Here is a 14,624-nt window from a genome sequence, read left to right on the forward strand (position 1 = left end):
CATTCATGGTTCAACCGGTTTCGCAAATTGATACCACGATACGAGAAGACAGATCTCTCGTACATTGCACTCAACACATTGGCAGCCGCCATGATTGTCCTGAACAAGGTCATAGTTATTTATAGATAATCACTTATTTCAGGCCCTGGCCTGAAGCTGCGTGAAGGAAGAGTGCCATGATCACACCCGTCTTGCTCAACTCCGACCAAGGCCAAAAGATTGCCGCCGGGATTCGCAACCGGTTCGTCGACGAAACCGATGGCGCCTGCCGCGAGGCGGTGGCCGCCATTTTGGACCGTGTGCGCCGGGAAGGCGATGCGGCGGTGCTCGACTACTGCCGCCGGTTCGACTGCCCGGTGATGACGCCGGAAAGCCTCAAGGTTACGCCCGAGGAGTTCGCCCGGGCCGAACAGGAGGCGGACGAGGATTTCCGCGGGAGCCTGCGCTTTGCCGCCGAGCGCATCCGCCGTTTCCACGAGCGCGAGATGGAGGATTCCTGGCTGCTGACCCGCGACGACGGCGTGGTCACCGGCCGGCTGGTGCGGCCGGTGGATTCGGCCGGCCTCTACGTGCCCGGCGGTAAGGAGGGCTCGACGCCGCTGGTCTCGACCGTGCTGATGAACGGCATCCCGGCGCAGATCGCGGGCGTGGGGCGGCGGGTGATGGTGACCCCGCCGGGCCGCGACGGCCGCGTCAGCCCGGCTTTGCTGCTGGCGGCCCGTGAAATCGGTATCGACGAGGTCTACAAAGTGGGCTCGGCCTGGGCCATCGGCGCCCTGGCCTACGGCACCGCCGCCATTCCCAGGGTGGATGTGATCGTCGGGCCGGGCAACCAGTACGTGGCCGAGGCCAAGCGCCAGGTGATGGGCCGGGTGCGGATCGACATGATCGCCGGCCCGAGCGAGGTGCTGATCGTGGCCGACGACAGCGCCGAGGCCGCCTTTGTCGCCGCCGACATGCTGGCCCAGGCCGAGCACGATCCCCAGGCCCTGGCCATGGTCATCACCACCAGCGAGCAACTGGCTGCGGATATCGGCAAGGAGTTGGAACGCCAGTTGCCGCTGCTGCCCAGGGCCGATATCGCCCGCACCGCCTTGGCCGCGCGCGGCCTGATCCTGGTGGCCGACAACCTGGATACGGCCATCGACCTGGCCAACGACATCGCCAGCGAGCATCTGGAACTGCAGGTGACCGAGCCCTGGCAATGGCTGCCGAAGATCCGCCATGCCGGCGCCATCTTCCTGGGCAACTGGACCCCGGAGGCGGCGGGCGATTACGTGGCCGGCCCCAACCACGTCCTGCCGACCATGGGCACCGCCCGCATCGCCTCGGCCCTGGGCGTGGAAACCTTCCTCAAGAAAAGCTCGATCATCAGCTATTGCCGCCAGGCCCTGGAGGCCGACGGCGACCACATCCGGCGGCTGGCCGGTCTCGAAGGGCTGACGGCGCACGGCAACTCGGTGGCGGTCCGGCTTGGCCAGCGATAACCGCCAACTGCTGATTGAGGGCGCCCGGCAACTGGGGATCGAACTGGAGGCGGCCGCCTGCGACCGGCTGGTGCTGTACCTGGCCGAACTGATGAAGTGGAGCCGGCGGGTCAACCTGATCGCCCGCGATACCCCCGAGGCGCAGGCCATCGACAGCCACTTCCTCGACTCGCTCGCCCTGCTGCCGCTGCTGCGCGCAAGCGACGGCCCGGCGCACCTGCTTGATGTCGGCACCGGCGCCGGCTTTCCCGGCCTGGTCTTGGCCTGTGTCCTGACCGAGGCCCGTTGCACCCTGGTGGAGCCGCGGCAGAAGCGGGTGAGCTTTCTGCGCCATCTCGTCCGCACCCTGGGCTTGACCAACATCGAGGTGGTGGCCGACCGGATCGAACCTCATGCCGCGGCCTGGCTGGGCCGATTCTCCCATGTCACCAGCCGGGCCGTGGCCGAACCGGCCGTCTTCCTGCCCCTGATCCGGCCGCTGGTCACGCCGGAGACCCGCATCATCCTCATGCTGGCCCGCGAAGAGGCCCTGGCCGGCATCGACCAGCTTCCCGCCGGCCCCTGGCGGCTCGCCGCCCGCCGCGATTTCGTCCTGCCTTTTTCAGGCGCGCCCCGGCTGCTGGCCGTCGTCCATGTGCGCTGACACTTCTGCTACTTCTTTCTGGAATAAATGCGGTCGATCTGGTAGTAACAAATCTCTTTTCACCACCACATACGCACGGAATGACTCCGTTGTTGCACGAGGTTCATTATGGCACATAAAATTGCGGTCCTGGCCGGCGACGGCATCGGTCCGGAGGTGATGGCCGAGGCCATCAAGGTGCTGGATGCGGTCCAGCAGAAGTTCGGTTTTTCCTTGAGCTACACTCATGCCGATGTCGGCGGCGTCGCCATCGACAACCACGGCGAGGCCCTGCCGCCCTCGACCCTGAAGGTCTGCGAAGCGAGCGAGGCCATCCTGTTCGGCTCGGTGGGCGGGCCCAAATGGGAGAGCCTGCCGCCGGCGCAGCAGCCGGAGCGGGCTGCGCTCCTGCCCCTGCGCAAGCATTTCGACCTGTTCTGCAACCTGCGGCCGGCCAAGGTGTTCAAGGCCCTGGCCCTCGCCTGTCCGCTACGGCCGGACATCGTCGGCGACGGCTTCGACGTTCTGGTGGTGCGCGAGTTGACCTCGGGTATCTATTTCGGCCAGCCCAAGGGCCGCGACGGCAGCGGGCCGGACGAACGCGCCTGGGATACTAAGATATACAAGCGCTCCGAAATCGAGCGTATCGCCCGCATGGCCTTCGAAGCCGCCCGCCTGCGCCGCAGGAAGGTGACCTCGGTGGACAAGGCCAATGTGCTCACCTGCATGGTCTTCTGGCGCGAGGTGGTCAAGGAGGTGGCCAAGGACTTCCCCGATGTCGAGCTGAACCACATCTACATCGACAACGCCACCATGCAGCTGGTCAAGGACCCGCACCAGTTCGACGTGATGTTCTGCGGCAACATGTTTGGCGACATCATCTCCGACGAGGCGGCCATGCTCACCGGCTCCATGGGCATGCTGGCCTCGGCCAGCCTCAACAGCTCAAAATTCGGCCTGTTCGAGCCGGCCGGCGGCTCGGCCCCGGACATCGCCGGCCAGAACGTCGCCAACCCCATCGCCCAGATTCTGTCGGCGGCCATGCTACTCAAGTACAGCCTCGGCCTGGAGCAGGCGGCCTCGGCCATCGAGGCGGCGGTGGCGGCGATCCTTGAGAAAAAGATCATGACCAGCGACATCGCCACCCCCGGCGTGACCCCGGTTTCGACCTCGGCCATGGGAGACGCGATCGCCCGCGAAATTCTGGCGTAATTTTTTCCGGCAGGGAGGCATGGCATGCCGCGACGAAACAACATCGTCCTGATCTCCAACGGTTCCGCCGCCCGCATGGCCGCCGACGTGGCCAGGGAACTGGACATCCCGGTGACCGAGATGATCACCCGCACCTTTGCCGACGGTGAACTGTACCATGCCTTTCCCCGCGACATCGCCGGCTGCGATCTGGTGATCGTCGCCAACACCGAGAGTGACGCCTCCCACCAGGAACTGATCGACCTGATCGCCGGCGCCCGCTACTGGAACGCCCTGTCGGTCAACGTGGTGATCCCGTACCTGGGCTATTCGACCATGGAGCGGGCCAAACCCGATTCCGGCGAGATTCCCAAGGGCATCACCCGCACCCGGCAGGTTTTCCGCGCCCGGCCCGATTACGTCGCCTTTCTCGACCTGCATTCCGAGTCGGTGATGCACGCCCACACCGGCGAGGTCCGCACCCGCCACCTGTGGACCGAGCGGGTGGCGGCGGAGAAGATCCGGCAACTGGGACTGACGAACATCGTGCTGGTGTCGCCGGATTACGGGTTCTCCAAGCGGGTGGCGCGTCTGGCCGGGCTGCTCGATTGCCCGCACACCGCCGCCAACAAGGACCGCTACGATGTCGACCAGACCATCGTCGGCCAGTTGTCCGGGGCGGTGCGCGGCCGCAACGCCATCATCTGCGACGACATGATCCGCACCGGCGGCTCCATGCTCCAGACCGTGGACCGCTGCTACCAGGCCGGCGCGGTGAGCGTGATGGTGATGGCGACCCATCTGATCCTGGCCGGCAACGCCAGGGAGCGGTTCATCGAAAAAGGGATCAACTGCATCATCGGCGCCGATACCTATCCGGGCCGGACCAGCGACGACCTCCTCCGGGTCTATTCGGTGGCCCCGGTGATCGCCGACGAATTGAAGGGATATTTCCGCCTGCACTGAGCCAGGCGCAACACTATGACCACAAGGGGGAGAACAGCATGAAAAAGGTAGGCATTGTCGGCTGGCGCGGCATGGTCGGCTCGGTGCTCATGGAGCGGATGCGGCAGGAAGGGGATTTTCAGGGCTACGAGCCCCGCTTTTTTTCCACCTCCCAGGCCGGGCAGGCCGGACCCGAGGTGGGCGGCACGGTGTATGAACTGCTGGACGGCACCAATGCCGCGCTGCTCGCGGAGATGGATATCATCGTCTCCTGCCAGGGCGGCAGCTACACCGGCGAGATCCATCCGCAACTGATGGCCAGGGGCTGGCAGGGCTACTGGATCGACGCCGCCTCCAAGCTGCGCCTGGACGCTGATTCGATCATCGTCCTCGACCCGGTCAACCGCACGGTCATCGACCAGGGCCTGGCCAAGGGCATCAAGAAATACATCGGCGGCAACTGCACTGTCTCCCTGATGCTGATGGCCCTGGGCGGCCTGTTCGAGCAGGGCTGGGTTGAGTGGATCAGCAGCCAGACCTATCAGGCCGCCTCCGGCGCCGGGGCCAAGAACATGCGAGAGCTGGTCAGCCAGATGCGGCTCATCGGCGAGAACGCCGAACACCTGCTGGACAATCCGGCCGCGGCCATCCTCGATCTCGACCGCAACGTGGTCGAAACCCTGCGCAATCCGGCCTTTCCAACGGCCAATTTCGGGGCGGCGCTGGCCGGCAGCCTCATCCCCTGGATCGACACCGCCATGGACAACGGCCAGACCCGCGAGGAATGGAAGGGGGTCACCGAGACCAACAAGGTCCTGGGCCTCACCCCCGGCCAGATTCCGGTGGACGGCTGCTGCGTGCGCATCGGCTCCATGCGCTGCCACAGCCAGGCCTTCACCATCAAGCTGAAAAAGGACGTGCCGCTCGCCGACATCGAGCAGGCCATCGCCCAGCACAACCAGTGGGTCTCCCTGGTGGAGAACACCAAGGAGCAGACCCTGAAGGAACTGACCCCGGCCAGGGTCACCGGCACCCTCGACATCCCGGTGGGCCGCCTGCGCAAGATGAACATCGGCCCCGAGTATGTCAGCGCCTTTTCCGTGGGCGACCAGTTGCTCTGGGGTGCCGCCGAGCCGGTGCGGCGGATGCTGAAGATCGCATTGGAGTATATTGGGTGAGCTGATTGCATAGGGGCGGATCACCGCACGATTCGCCACCAACGCTAAAGGCCGTTTCCTTTTCGGGGAAGCGGCCTTTTTTATTGCGGGAACAAACAAAAGCGACTGACCGCGCCACGCTGTTTCCTCCAACCTGAAACTCATACGGGAGCGCCGATGCCGCCCGGCGCTCGCAAGCGGCAAGGGCACCAGCCGATAGGCTGGCGCTCCCGTCGGACGCCGGCCTCGATGGTGACTTTCTTTCGGGCGAGCAAAAGAAAGTCACAGCCCCGGCCCTGGCCGGGCAGCCATGGCATCTCAACCCCATGCATGCAATGAAACAAACAAGCTGAACGTTGAGCTTTCTTTTTCGGTCCAACCAATTGACTTTAAAGAAAAGAACATTTCTCAGGGAACAAACGGCGTTCCGCTGGGCGCAGGGCCGTCCTTCTTTTGCTTGCTCAAAAGAAGCCCGTTGGGCTGACGAAGGAAGCCCAACGAACGGCTCAATCCAACCTGCCCGCTGAACGCTGGGCTTCGCTGCGCTCAACCCAGCCTACGCCCTTCGGGCTTTCTTGCGCTTCCCGGTCAGGGCGGAAGCGGTGTGGCTTGACCACACGGCGTATCGGACAAACTCGCTGGCTCTCGGACAGTGCCCGTGTCTGATCCACCCTGACCTGCGATGCTCAGCGGAACAGATGGGAAAAACCCGTTGTCAGCAGGTACGGTTCGTCATTTCCTCTATCAGGTTTTGTTGTGCGAATCACATCCTGTCTGATTTGGAAATGGAATCACTTCGACTTTCGGATTGATTCAGTATGCCCAGGCAGCCGTGATCTTCACCGCTTTTCTGCCGACGGCATCGGCGCAAACTCGATCGGCACCCAGGCATAGCTTCCCTTGCCCTCGGCGCGGACATGGCCGATGCCGGGGAAGGGCAGGTGCATCCCGGCCACCAGGGACTGGCTGGCCGCCATCTCCGCCATGATCGCCTTGCGGGTGGCGACGGCCTGCTTCTGGTCGACATCGAATTCGATAGACACGTCCGGCTGGGCGAACTGGACGGCGTGGGCATGAACCAGATCGCCCCAGATCAGCAGTTTTTGGCCCGCCGATTCCACCGCATAGGCGGTATGGCCCGGCGTGTGGCCGTAGGCCTTGACCGCCTTGATGCCGGGCACCAGCACCGTGCCCTCGGCGAATGTTTTCCACTGGCCGGAAGCCAGATAGGGCGCGGCGATGTCGCGGACCCGCTTGAAAGCGGGCTGCGCCTTTTCGGGGGCAGCGGCGGCTATCTGCTCGGAAAGCCAGTAATCGTGATCCCTCTGCGGCACCCAGACGGTGGCCTGGGGAAAGAGGGGCTTGCCCTGCCCGTCGCGCAGGCCGCCGATGTGATCGCCATGGAGATGGGTGATGATCACGGTATCGACTTGGGCCAGGTCATAGCCGGCCGCCTTCAGGTTGTCCGGGATATAGCCCAGGTTCGGGCCGAGGAGCTTGGCCGCGCCGGCATCGACCAGTACCAGGTGATCGCCGGTGTTGATCAGATAGGCGTTGACCGCGGTCTGCATGGCGGGATTGCCGACGAACATCCGTGCCAGCAGCCGGTCCAGGTCGGCCGGCTTGGCATTGTGCAGGAGCTTGGTGTCCAGTTGGATGGCCCCGTCGTAGAGGGCGGTGATCTCGAACTGGCCCAACTGCATGCGGTAATAACCGGGCACCTGCGTCTGCGCCATGAGCGCCTGGGCATGAACGGCAGGAAGGGAGCAAAGGAACAGGGCGATGGTCAGCAGCAGGATGCGGTGCATGGGGCGCATAATCGTGTCCTCCTTAATACAGGGTGAGAATGAACCGGCAACCGGCTGGTTGAACAGGTCGTTGCGGGCCTTTGGCCAGGTGTTGGGGAGTCCAGCCTGCGCGCGGATGCGGGTTCGGGAAAAGGCGAAGACCAGCGTGTCGATCTTTTTTGTATAAGACCTCGCCGGCGGCGTGGCAACAGAAAAGGACGGTGTCCCGGCCGGTTGGGGCGGCCGGGATCGGGGGCGAGGCGGGGCCGGCCGACGGCCGGAGTTGTCCGGTCAGCGCAGGATAAAACCGAGCGCTTTCAGATTCTTGGCCCATGTGGCCCAGGGGCCGGTTTCAAAGGAGGCGGTCATCCGTTCGGGATCGAACAGGACGGTGGCATCCTGGTCGAGATGGCATTTGCGGTCATAGTTGGTGTGGCTGATGCGCAGGCGCCAGGTGCCGTTCCCGTTCTTCTCGACTGCCTCGACATAGGCGGGGTGGCCGGTGGGCATGCCGCGGCGGGCGTTGACATCCAAAACCATGACCGAGCCGATGAGCGGTAGGGCGGAGGTGGCGTCGTTTTTTCTGGCGCAGGCAAACCACTGCACCGGGCTGGTGTCGCCGAGCTTGCAGGTGTCGATCCCCGTGCGGCAGCGGGCGTAGATCAGACTCTGCGGCTGGCAGCGGCCGGTGGTTCGCACCACTTTCGTTTCGGTGGCCACGTGCGCCGCGGCCGTGGTCTTTGTCCCTTTCTTCCCGGACGCTTTGGCTGTCTTGGCCTTCTTCGCCGGGACCTGCCGTTTGACCACCTTGGTCGTGGTGGTCCCCGGTTGCAGGCGAAAGCAGGCGGCGCGGTTGCGTTCGCTCTCCAGGATGATCCGCTCGTCCCGGCAGGTGAGGGACTGTTCGTCGCGCTTTTCCTGGTCGGCCGGAGGAATTGCCTGAACCGGAGAGGCAATCTGCTGTTGCGGTTCGGAGGGAAGGGGAGCCTGTGCTGCCGGGGGCTTGTTGTGACTGCTGCAACCCGTGGCGAGGAGGAGAACGGCGGCGAGGGTAATCAGCGATCGGCGGTGGTGGGCGGTGGGCATGGTCGGTCTCCTGAGGCAGGGGAGCTGTCGGGATGGAGGCGGCCTTCGGCCAGGGTCAGGCGGCGGTCCATGGCGCGGGCCAGGTCCATGTTGTGCGTGACCATGACCACGGCCAGGTTAAGATTGCTGCTCAACTCGCGCAGGAGGGTGAAGACCCGGTTCCCGCTGGCGGCGTCGAGATTGCCGGTGGGTTCGTCGGCGAGCAACAGGGCCGGGTCCATCACCAGGGCGCGGGCCAGGGCGACCCGCTGCTGCTCGCCGCCGGACAACTCGCCGCTGCGGTGGTGCAACCGTTCGCCGAGCCCCACCTGTTCGAGGAGGTGCTGCGCCTTCTCCTTGAGGGCTGTGCGCGGCCGGCCGTTGATCAGGCCGGGCATCATCACGTTTTCGAGGGCGGTGAATTCCGGGAGCAGATGGTGGAACTGGAAGATGAAGCCGATGTGGGCGTTGCGGTGCCCGGCCAGGTCCGGCTCGTTTTTGCCGGTCAGTTCCCTGCCGCGAAAGAAGAGGCGGCCCGAGTCCGGCGCGTCCAGGGTTCCCAGGATCTGGAGCAGCGTGGTCTTGCCCGAACCCGAGGCCCCGACGATGGCGGTCATCTCGCCGGGTTGGACGACGAGATCGACCCGGTCGAGGACGACAATGGTATCGTCGCCGCTGCGGTAGGAGCGGCAGAGGGCTTCGGCCTGCAGGAGGGGGGCGTCATTCATAGCTCAGCGCCTCCGCCGGCCGGACCCGCGACGCCTTCCACGAGGGGTAGAGGGTGGCGAACAGAGTGATGAGGATGGCGGACACCGCGATCACGGTCACATCCAGGGGCACCACCTTGATCGGCATGGTGGACATGGGGTAGACGTTGCTCGGCAGCTCGATGATCTTGTAGCGCTTGAGCAGTCCGCACAGCCCCAGGCCTCCGGCCACGCCCAGCACCGTGCCGGCCAGGCCGATGACCATGCCCTGGTAGAAGAAGATGCGCATGATGGCGCGGGTGGTGGCGCCCATGGACTTGAGGATGGCGATGTCCCGGTTCTTTTCCATGACCATCATGATCAGGGCGCTGATGATGTTGAGCGCCGCCACCAGGATGATCAGGTCCAGGGCGATGAAGATGCCGATTTTTTCGAGCTTGAGTGCGGCGAACAGGTTGCGGTTGAGCTGCATCCAGTCGCGCACCGCATAGCCGTGGCCCAGGGCTTGCTGGATGGCGGCGGCTGTCCGGTCGGCCTGGTCGATGTCCCGGACCCGGACCTCGATGCCGTGCACGCCCCGGCGCAGGTCGGTGAGGCTGCGGGCGGTATCCAGGTTGATATAGCCCATGGTGGAGTCGTACTCGAACATCCCGGTTTCGAAGAGGCCGACCACCACGCAGGTGCGGATCTTGGGCAGGACGCCCATGGGCGAGAGCGGCCCGTTGGGCGAGATCAGCCGGACCCGGTCGCCCACGCCGACCTGGATCTGGCGGGCCATGTCGCGACCCAGGACAATGGCCGGCACCTCGGCGGGCTTGTCGAGATCGGTCAGTTGGCCGGCGACCATTTTCTCGCCGATGCTGAGCACCCGCATGGCGCTGGCCGCATCGATGCCCCGCAGGACCACGCCGGTGGACTGGGTGGCCGAACTGATCAGCGCCTGGCCGTACATGTAGGGCGTGGTGGCCTCGACCCCGGGCACGGCCTCGATAGCGGCGGTGACCGCCTCGGTGTCGGTAATGGCCGTGCCGAACCGCTGCACCAGGGCATGGGCGTTGACCCCGATGATCTGGTCGCGCAGCCCTTCGGTGAAGCCGGTGTACACCGACAGCACCACGATCAGGGCCAGCACCCCGACCGCCACCCCGAGAATGGAGATGATGGTGATCAGCGAGATGAACTTCTGCTTGCGCTTGGCCCGCAGGTAGCGCAGGCTGACAAACCATTCGAAGGCGGCCATGGGCGGGCGGAATCCCTGTTATTCGCCGGTTTCCGGCTTCATCTGGGGGAAGAGGATGACATCGCGGATCGAGGGGGAATCGGTCAGCAGCATGACCAGCCGGTCGATGCCGATACCTTCGCCTGCCGCCGACGGCATGCCGAATTCCAGGGCGCGGACATAGTCGCGGTCGAGCACCGGATGGATTTCGTCGTCCTCGCCGCGTTCGTCGATCTGCTTCTGGAACCGCTGCAACTGGTCGATGGGGTCGTTCAACTCGGAAAAGGCGTTGGCGATCTCCCGGCCGGTGACGAACAGTTCGAAGCGGTCGGTCACCGACGGGTCCTCCTCGTTGCGGCGGGCCAGGGGCGAAACCTCGGTGGGGTAGGAGGTGATGAAGGTCGGGTCGATCAGCTTCTCCTCGACCAGCAGCTCGAACAGTTCGGTCTTGGCCTTGCCGGGACCGGCGCCGGGCTGGAGTTCGATGCCCTTGCCTTTGGCCAGCGCCATGACCGCGGCATCGTCGGCGAGCACGGCCCGGTCGATGCCCGCGATCTGCACCAGGGCCTCCTCCATGGTCAGGCGCCGCCACGGCGGGGCCAGATTGACCGGTATCCCCTGATAGACGATGTCCATGGAGCCCGTCACCTCGTGGGCCAGCCAGGAGACCATCTCCTCGGTGAGGTCCATCAGGTCGTGGTAGGTGGCGTAGGCCTGGTAGAATTCGAGCATGGTGAATTCCGGGTTGTGGCGGGTGGAGAGGCCCTCGTTGCGGAAGTTGCGGTTGATTTCAAAGACCTTCTCGAAACCGCCCACCAACAGCCGCTTGAGGTACAGCTCCGGGGCGATGCGCAGGTAGAGGTCCATGTCGAGGGCGTTGTGGTGGGTGCGAAACGGCTTGGCCGTGGCGCCGCCGGGCACCGGCTGCATCATGGGGGTCTCGACTTCCATGAAGCCGCGGTTGCTCAAGAATTCGCGGATCAGGCGGATGATCTCCACCCGCTTTTTGAACACGTCGCGGGTTTCGGGATTGACGATCAGGTCCAGGTAGCGCTGGCGATAGCGGGTCTCGACGTCGGTCAGGCCGTGGAACTTCTCCGGCAGGGGCCGCAGCGACTTGGTGATCATCTGCAGCGCGGCGGCCTCGAGCGACAATTCGCCGGTCTTGGTCTTGAACAGCGTGCCCTCGACCCCGACAATGTCGCCCACATCCCATTTCTTGAACTGATCGAACTGCTCCTCGCCGAGGAGGTCGCGGCGGGCATAGACCTGGATGCGGCTTTCTGCGTCCTGGAGATGGAAAAAAGCGGCCTTGCCGAACTTGCGCATCGACATCACCCGGCCGGCCGCCCGGAAAACCGTGCCGGATTCGTCGCGGCTTTCCGCGGTCAGCATTTCCCCGCGCGGCAGGATGTCGGCGATGGGGGTGGGATTCTTGAAGGTGTTGCTGAACAGCTTGACCCCGGCTTCCGCCAGGGATTCGGCTTTTTCCCGCCGCTGCTTGAGAAGATTGCTTGTTGTTTCCATGAGGTACGGTGCAAGGAAAATTGTCGGGGACGCCTGGCCGGAAAGTCGGCGAACGGGGCCGTCGGGGGACGTGGAGAAACAGGCATCTGGCTTGAAATAAACGGGCAAAATAGCCCGCCGGCTTGTCGATGTCAAATCCTTTCCAGGAGAGCGACGGATTCGATGTGGTGGGTCTGGGGAAACATGTCGACCGGAATGAGGCGGACGAGCCGGTAGCCCTCCGCAACGATCAGGGCCAGATCGCGGGCCAGGGTGGCCGGATCGCAGGAAACGGAGAGGACCTGCGCCGGTTGCAGCAGGGGCAGCAGGGCGGCGACCTTGCCCACGCCCTGGCGGGGAGGGTCGAGGAGGACGGTATCGAAGCGGGCGCCAGCGGCCACCAGCGCTTGCAACTGGTGTTCGACATCGGCGGCGAAAAAACGGGTGGTGGTCAGTCCGGCGGCCCGGCTGTTGACCTGGGCCCAGTGGATGCTGCGGCGGTTCTGCTCGACGCTGGTCAGAGTCAGGCCGGCCAGGGCCAGGGGGATGGTGAAGTTGCCCATGCCGCAGTAGAGGTCGAGGGCGGTGCCGGGCAGTGGCGGATGCGGCAGGAGATCGAGGGCCAACTCGACCAGCCGGGCGTTCTGGGCGGCATTGACCTGAAAAAAACAGCGGTGGTCCCAGGACAGACGGTAGCTGAGCCCGCGCGGTCCGAAATCCTGGCAGAAGACAACCGGGGCGGCGGCATCGCCGGAGCGGTCGGCGGCCAGGACAACAGCGTCGGCCAGGGAGCGCAGGCCGGCGATCAAACCGGCATCCGGCCGCAAGCGCTGTTTGGGGCGCGATTGCAGTACCACGGCCACCGTGTCGTCCGCCGGGCTGTGGATCAACTCGACGGTCGCGATGGCGGCGGCCAGCCCCCTGGGCCAGCCGCCGTGGACGAAGGCGTCGATCACCCGGTTGATCGGCTCGGTGGCTAGCAGACAGCGGTCGATGGGCACCACCGTGTTGCTGGCCTGTTCGTGAAAGCCGAGCCGGCCCCCCTGATCGAGGTGCAGCCGTAGGCGAAAGCGGTAGCCGAAGGGGAGGGGGGAGGCCAGGGTGGGGTCGTCGGGCGGCAGCTCCAGATGGGCCCGGGTCAGGGCTTCGCGCAGAATCCGTTGCTTGAGCGCCAACTGCGCCGAATAGGCGGCATGCTGCAGGTCGCAGCCGCCGCAGCGGCCGTAATAGGGGCAGGGCGGCTCGACCCGTTCCGGCGCCGCGTCGAGAATCCGGACGAGGCAGGCCTCCCGGTAGCCCCGATGGCTTTTGGTCTCGCGAACCAGGACCGTCTCGCCGGGCAGGGTTCCCGGCACCATCGCCACCATGCCGTCGGACAGTGTCCCCAGCCCCTTTCCCCCGGCAATCACCTTTTTTATCGTCAGCGTATGTTCCATTTGCGCATTCTAACAGTTTGATGTTACTCTGTTCAAGTTGTGATTTGACCTATGGTTGCGGTACGGATGGTTCCGCGGAGCCGGGTCGGACAGTGGACAACCGGACAGACAGATGAGCGGGGGGGAAGGCGACGGTGCCCAGCAAGGCGAAGGCAAAGGTGTTGATTGTGGACGATGAACGGGTGCACCGGTTCATGCTGCGGTCGCTGTTCGCCGAATGGGGCTGGGACGCGGCCGAGGCGGACGATGGCGCCACCGCTGTGGCCGCCGTCGAGGAGGGACCCTTCGACGCCATCCTCATGGATGTGCGCATGACCACCATGGACGGCATGGAGGCCCTGAAGAGGATTCACGCCATCAATCCCGCCATTCCGGTGGTCATCATGACCGCCTTCTCCTCGGTGGATTCCGCCGTGGCGGCAATCAAACAGGGCGCGCACGACTATCTGACCAAACCGCTCGATTTCGACCGCCTGCGCACCACCCTCGAGGTGGCCATGGGGCATCGCCAGCGGGAGAGCGAGTCCCCGGACATCGGCCAGCCCTTCGGCGACGACGGCCGCATCATCGGCAAATCGGCCCCGATGCAGGAATTGTGGGAGATGATCGTCCATGTGGCCCCCACCGAGGCCACGGTGCTCATCAACGGCGAATCGGGCACCGGCAAGGAGTTGGTGGCCGCGGCCCTGCATCACAAAAGCCTGCGCGCCCGGGGACCGCTGGTCAAGGTCAACTGCGCGGCCCTGGCGGAAACCCTGCTGGAATCCGAGCTGTTCGGCCACGAGCGCGGGGCCTTCACCGGCGCCGACCGCCGGCGCGAGGGGCGATTCGTCCAAGCCCAGGGCGGCACGCTCTTTCTCGACGAGATCGGCGAGACCTCGCCCGGCATGCAGGCCAAGCTGCTCCGGGTGTTGCAGGAGCACGAACTGCAGCGGGTCGGCGGCCAGGAAACCATCAAAGTGGATGTCCGCATCCTCTGCGCCACCAACCGCGATCTCGAAGAGGAGGTGGCCGCCGGCCGTTTCCGCGAAGACCTCTACTATCGCCTCAACGTGGTCGAACTCTGGGTGCCGCCCCTGCGGGAGCGTCAGGGCGACATCCCGCTGCTGGCCAACTACTTTCTCCGCAGCTTCGCCGAGAAGAACGGCCGGCTGATCAGCGGCATCACCCCGGAATGCATGGATGTGCTCAACCGCTATCCCTGGCCGGGCAATGTCCGCGAGCTGGAGCATTCGATCGAGCGCGGCGTGATTCTGATGCGCGGCGACTATCTCGATATCGGCGCCCTGCCGCAGGCCATCCAGCGCTGGGCCGGCCTGAACGCGCCCAGGGAGGTGGAGGAACCCTCCACCCTGAAGGAGGCCGAGAAGATGCTGATTCTGAAAACCCTTGAGGAGACCGGTGGCAACCGCAGCGAGGCGGCCCGTCGTTTGCAGATCACCCGCAAGACGCTCTTGAACAAGTTGAAAAGTTATAATATAAGCTGAACCCCGAAAATATCG

At 64.9% G+C, this 14,624-nt stretch carries 12 protein-coding genes and 1 pseudogene; 7 read left to right on the forward strand and 6 right to left on the reverse strand.

Annotated features, from left to right (window positions below; translation table 11 throughout):
• The 6 genes and pseudogenes from Q362_RS24830 to asd form a co-directional block, all read left to right on the forward strand.
• Positions 1-129 (forward strand): annotated as a pseudogene (locus tag Q362_RS24830) (IS5/IS1182 family transposase); the annotation flags it as partial.
• A 47-nt stretch (positions 130-176) separates the two neighbouring features.
• On the forward strand, positions 177-1,487 hold the full coding sequence (gene hisD, locus Q362_RS0107075) for a histidinol dehydrogenase (protein WP_035215938.1): 1,311 nt from the start codon (positions 177-179) through the stop codon (positions 1,485-1,487).
• On the forward strand, positions 1,474-2,130 hold the full coding sequence (rsmG, locus tag Q362_RS0107080; protein WP_028318112.1) for a 16S rRNA (guanine(527)-N(7))-methyltransferase RsmG: 657 nt from the start codon (positions 1,474-1,476) through the stop codon (positions 2,128-2,130). The genes hisD and rsmG overlap by 14 nt, the downstream gene beginning before the upstream one ends.
• A gap of 108 nt (positions 2,131-2,238) precedes the next feature.
• On the forward strand, positions 2,239-3,321 hold the full coding sequence (gene leuB, locus Q362_RS0107085; RefSeq protein ID WP_028318113.1) for a 3-isopropylmalate dehydrogenase: 1,083 nt from the start codon (positions 2,239-2,241) through the stop codon (positions 3,319-3,321).
• Between the two features lie 24 nt (positions 3,322-3,345).
• Complete coding sequence (prs, locus tag Q362_RS0107090; RefSeq protein ID WP_028318114.1) at positions 3,346-4,266, forward strand: ribose-phosphate diphosphokinase; 921 nt, start codon at positions 3,346-3,348, stop codon at positions 4,264-4,266.
• A gap of 38 nt (positions 4,267-4,304) precedes the next feature.
• Positions 4,305-5,423: an aspartate-semialdehyde dehydrogenase gene (asd, locus tag Q362_RS0107095; RefSeq protein WP_028318115.1), complete on the forward strand. Its 1,119-nt coding sequence runs from the start codon at positions 4,305-4,307 to the stop codon at positions 5,421-5,423.
• Positions 5,424-6,241: 818 nt separating this feature from the next.
• On the opposite strand, the gene Q362_RS0107100 is transcribed toward asd, so the two are convergent.
• From Q362_RS0107100 to Q362_RS0107125, 6 genes are all read right to left on the reverse strand, one after another.
• Positions 6,242-7,210 carry an MBL fold metallo-hydrolase gene (locus Q362_RS0107100; RefSeq protein ID WP_211248462.1) on the reverse strand — a complete coding sequence of 323 codons (969 nt, stop codon included), beginning with the start codon at positions 7,208-7,210 and terminating at the stop codon, positions 6,242-6,244.
• A gap of 270 nt (positions 7,211-7,480) precedes the next feature.
• Positions 7,481-8,275 carry a hypothetical protein gene (locus Q362_RS19600; protein ID WP_051553843.1) on the reverse strand — a complete coding sequence of 265 codons (795 nt, stop codon included), beginning with the start codon at positions 8,273-8,275 and terminating at the stop codon, positions 7,481-7,483.
• Entirely contained in the window at positions 8,245-8,982 is a 738-nt protein-coding gene (locus Q362_RS19605) for an ABC transporter ATP-binding protein (RefSeq protein WP_051553845.1), read from the reverse strand. The genes Q362_RS19600 and Q362_RS19605 overlap by 31 nt, the downstream gene beginning before the upstream one ends.
• Complete coding sequence (locus Q362_RS0107115; protein WP_028318117.1) at positions 8,975-10,201, reverse strand: lipoprotein-releasing ABC transporter permease subunit; 1,227 nt, start codon at positions 10,199-10,201, stop codon at positions 8,975-8,977. The genes Q362_RS19605 and Q362_RS0107115 overlap by 8 nt, the downstream gene beginning before the upstream one ends.
• 18 nt (positions 10,202-10,219) lie before the next feature.
• Complete coding sequence (gene lysS / locus Q362_RS0107120; protein WP_028318118.1) at positions 10,220-11,707, reverse strand: lysine--tRNA ligase; 1,488 nt, start codon at positions 11,705-11,707, stop codon at positions 10,220-10,222.
• A gap of 131 nt (positions 11,708-11,838) precedes the next feature.
• Entirely contained in the window at positions 11,839-13,122 is a 1,284-nt protein-coding gene (locus Q362_RS0107125; RefSeq protein ID WP_028318119.1) for a class I SAM-dependent RNA methyltransferase, read from the reverse strand.
• A gap of 134 nt (positions 13,123-13,256) precedes the next feature.
• Between Q362_RS0107125 and Q362_RS0107130 the strand changes: the two genes are divergently transcribed.
• Entirely contained in the window at positions 13,257-14,609 is a 1,353-nt protein-coding gene (locus Q362_RS0107130; protein ID WP_028318120.1) for a sigma-54-dependent transcriptional regulator, read from the forward strand.
• Positions 14,610-14,624: the final 15 nt, after the last annotated feature.

The organism is Desulfobulbus elongatus DSM 2908 (assembly GCF_000621145.1).
GTDB classification, from domain to species: Bacteria; Desulfobacterota; Desulfobulbia; order Desulfobulbales; family Desulfobulbaceae; genus Desulfobulbus; species Desulfobulbus elongatus.